Genomic DNA, 3,853 nt, shown 5'->3' on the forward strand with positions numbered 1-3,853 from the left:
TTCTAGGTTTTAATTTTACTTATGCTTAGCTACTTAGTTATAGCCATATTCACTTAAATCAGGAAATCAAACCCAATAGAGAGTTGCGGCGCTTCGCGCCGCAACTCTCTATTGGGTTTGATGACTATAGCTATATTTCTAACAAGCTTCAGCTTCTAATACGCCACGTAGAGTTGATAAACCTTTTTTGAGCTGACGGGAAATCGTAACAGCACTAACCCCCAACATTTTCGCTACTTCTCTTTGAGGTAGATCTTCAATAAATACGAATTCGACAATTTCTCTCGTGCGTTGTTCTAATAGAGATAAGGCTTGCTGCAAACGGAACTTCTCATCTTGCTGCATTTGCATATTGCTCTTAGGATCGGCAACAAGATCGCCAATGGAAGCAGAATCGTCTTCCTCAGAACGGATTGGAGCATCTAAACTTAAGGGAGCGCGATTTTGGTAGGCGAGTTTTGTCTCTTGCCATTCGTTCAGGCTAACGCCTAAAGCATTAGCAACTTCCCTTGCGGAAGGTTCTCTTTGCAAAGTATTACGGAGCTTTTGCATGACGCGCACTGATTGCTGTTGCAAATCTAAACAGCGACGGGGGATGCGTACCGAGGAATTTTTATCCCTTAGATAATGCTGAATTTCGCCGCGAATGTAACGGACGGCAAAGGAACTAAAAGCATAACCACGATTTAATTCAAAACGTTCTAAGGCTCCAATTAAACCCATCGACCCCACCTGTAATAAATCATCATAGATTTCTGAATGACGATCTGCCCAAAAGGTTACTTCTTTTTTGACTAGTCCGATATTTAAACGTACAAGGCGATCGCGCAAATATGCTGATGGGGCTTTGCGATATTGATTGAGTAGTTCGAGGGTCGTGGTTTTGTCTGCTGCCGAAAACTCACGCACTTTGTGAGTATGAATGCTGCCTGACAGGTTAGAAATATTAGATTTAACGGCGAAGGTTGCAGTAGTCATAGTTTTGCCTTGAACTAATCAAGCCCATTAATCAAGTCATTTAAGAAAGTTACTTGTTCGATGAGATTAGATTAGTGCTTGACGGAGCGATCGGTCACCTTTCAGGTTGTTAGGGATTAGTAAATATCTAAATTGCTAACACCTAACAGTATGTTAGGTGTTGTAGCTTTCGCCAAGTAACTAGGACATAAACCCCAAGAATTGATTGGCGGCGCGAAGCGCCGCCAATCAATTCTTGACTTTCTAAACTTTGGGTAACTGGTAATGAGCGACGATCCGCTTGGCAAATTCGGGAACATGGGCTTCTAGCTTCTTGGGATAATTGCGCCGAACGTAGAGAAAGTTGCGGACAAAGTGGGAATCGATGGAAAATCTGCCATATTCCAAGCCCTTGGGTCCCACCTTATTAACGACGAAACTAATGATCCAAGCCAGCCAGATGGGAAGGGTCATCGCATTATCATAGGCGGAGATGCCCTGTTGCACTGCTGCTCGTCGATCGCCTTGGGAAATTACAGGTTGCACTTGCAATTGATCCTTGATTAGCTCCAGCATCTCTTTGCCAGTTTCATTACGAACGACAATCCATTGCCAGCCAAAAGTTGCACCCATATAACCCACCACAATATCGGCAAGCGCATTGGTATAGTCAAAGCAGGTCATACAGGAAGGAGCAAAGACATCCTTAAGTTCTTTCGTATTTAGTCCAAAAAAAGGTACCTGTTCGGTCGAACCATCGGAATGCTTAAAATGGACATTAAAGTCTTGCATAAATTCATAATGCACGACGGTTTCAGGCGAGCGACTAGTAGTATCGAGAAATTTCTGTAAGCCCGATCGCGTCACATTGTCAGTACAGGGTGTGCCTAATACATAGAGCTTTTCTAAACCAAGCTTACTTTCCACCGTGCGTAAAGCCTGTATTTGACAGCCAACCCCGATCGCCAATAGCCTTTTCATGCCCGATTGCTCGATCTGCTCTAATACGGAGAGATTGGGAGAAAGTGTGGGTTTATTGACCCTAGCCGCCAATATTTCTTCACGATTACGGGCGATTACGGGCTGGGGGGTAAAGCGATCGCTGGTACTGGATTGCACGCAAATTACACCTTCAACTAAACCCCGTTCTAGCATGGCGATCGCTAGACTCGATACAATTCCCGTCCATTGCGCTCCCTCAATGGGTTCAGTTTTACGGGCGGCAACCATTTCTTGATGCACGCCAAAATATAGTTCTTGCTCGTTATCGAGATGGCGCGATCGACCGTGGGACTGAGTTTCTAGTTCATCAATATGTTGTGTAATAAACGCGCAAGCATCTTTGACATAGTGGATGTAATGAGTATCACAGAGTCCGCACTCACTGCATAACTCTTTGGCGGGGCGGCGTTGTGTATCTGCAAGCCCTTTTGCCCTGCGATGGGATGGAACGACGGACATTTTGGTATTTGTTACTAGATGGATCTACCTAGATCATATCTTTTTTGGGTTATGGGCGATCTCAGCTATAGGGGAATCGAGATACAGAGATTCGTGCCTTCATTTTCTTGGCTTTGAATATTGATGCTGCCACCATAAAACTCGACTAAGGTTTTCGCTAAACATAAACCCAGCCCCAATCCTTGCTGCTCGTAAAATTGGCGATTGAACTGTATAAATGCCCCAACATTGGCAATCTGGACTGTACTCATCCCTCGCCCGAAATCTTGGATTTTCAATATCCAGGCCTTCTCGCTAACCTTACTGCTGATGTAAACCTTACGGCCCTTAGGAGAATATTTAAAGGCATTGTCAATCAACTCTCCCGCAATCTTCGCCAAATCATCCGATGAAATAGCAAGTTCAGTCTCGGCAAGATCCATCTCTAGGTCACTCGAACGACCATACATTTTTGCCTTGCGATCGCCTACCACGGCGATCGTGATGTGACTACTACAGGAATATATCGATGTGAATTTGGATTGACCTTGCGATCGCATAACGATCAAACGGCTATAGAGCAAATAGTTTTGGATGAGTCGATAGAGACGCTCTGCCGAATGGTGAATTCCCTCAGAATATTCATAAACCTCCGCAGGAAGTAACTCTTCGCTTTGGAGCATCATTAATTCTGACAATCCCATGATCCCCGATAGCGGAGTCTGCAATTCATGAGGCAAAGAGAGGGTAATACTCGTTCGCAGGGCTTCTAGCTTTTCCTCTATATGGCGATCGATCGCTTTTTGCTTGTTAAGACGTACAGAAATTGCTTCGAGTAGCTCGTCTTTGGTACAGGGCTTTTCTAAATAGTCATCCGCCCCCAACATCATTCCCTTACGATTGCTTCGACGATCCATCATCGAAGTCAAAAATAGAAAAGGAACTGTACTTAGTGTTTTATCTTGCCGTAATTGTTGGAGGACTTCATAACCATTGAGTATTGGCATCATGACATCGCAAAGAATTAAATCAGGGGGTCTTTGCTTGGCAAAAGTTAATCCTTCAGCCCCATTTTCAGCGGTGATTACGTCAAATCCTTCCACGGAAAGCAGATCTTCAAGAGAATCACGAATTAAGTCTTCATCTTCGATGACTAATATGCATGTCATGAGTTAGTTTTTATTTTTAGTTTATTTTTAGTTTATTTTTTTGGTTTATTTTTTGGTTTATTTCTAATCTATTTTTTACTTTATAGCTATAGTCAAGTAAGTTATACCAATTCACTGAAGTGAGCCAACACTTCAGTGAATCAAAAACCAAACCCCGTAAGGTTTTGAGATTCCCAAAATGGCGTTGCCATTTAGTGAATTGGTATAATACCAATTCACTAAAGTGAGACAACACTTCAGTGAATTAAAAAAACGTGAGTTCGGGATAATTTGAAACGAGCTTTGAG

Annotated in this window: 3 protein-coding genes; all 3 read right to left on the reverse strand. The window is 43.1% G+C overall.

From position 1 onward, the window contains the following. Positions 1 to 138: 138 nt before the first annotated feature. The 3 genes from PSE7429_RS21320 to PSE7429_RS21330 all read right to left on the reverse strand — a co-directional run bounded on the left by PSE7429_RS21320 (position 139) and on the right by PSE7429_RS21330 (position 3,566). Positions 139 to 978, reverse strand: a complete 840-nt coding sequence (locus PSE7429_RS21320; RefSeq protein WP_009629445.1) for a sigma-70 family RNA polymerase sigma factor — start codon at positions 976 to 978, stop codon at positions 139 to 141. 243 nt (positions 979 to 1,221) lie between these two features. Further along, complete coding sequence (locus PSE7429_RS21325; protein WP_009629446.1) at positions 1,222 to 2,418, reverse strand: Coenzyme F420 hydrogenase/dehydrogenase, beta subunit C-terminal domain; 1,197 nt, start codon at positions 2,416 to 2,418, stop codon at positions 1,222 to 1,224. Positions 2,419 to 2,483: 65 nt separating this feature from the next. Then, a complete protein-coding gene (locus tag PSE7429_RS21330) occupies positions 2,484 to 3,566 on the reverse strand; it encodes a hybrid sensor histidine kinase/response regulator (protein ID WP_009629447.1) in 1,083 nt (360 codons plus the stop codon). Positions 3,567 to 3,853: the final 287 nt, after the last annotated feature.

The sequence above is a fragment of the Pseudanabaena biceps PCC 7429 genome (assembly GCF_000332215.1).
GTDB lineage: Bacteria > Cyanobacteriota > Cyanobacteriia > Pseudanabaenales > Pseudanabaenaceae > Pseudanabaena > Pseudanabaena biceps.

What these genes read in the sequence shown, in the direction of transcription:
- PSE7429_RS21320 (WP_009629445.1), bottom strand. Translation starts at nt 978, where the DNA reads ATGACTACTGCAACCTTCGCCGTTAAATCTAATATTTCTAACCTGTCA.
- PSE7429_RS21325 (WP_009629446.1), bottom strand. Translation starts at nt 2,418, where the DNA reads ATGTCCGTCGTTCCATCCCATCGCAGGGCAAAAGGGCTTGCAGATACA.
- PSE7429_RS21330 (WP_009629447.1), bottom strand. Translation starts at nt 3,566, where the DNA reads ATGACATGCATATTAGTCATCGAAGATGAAGACTTAATTCGTGATTCT.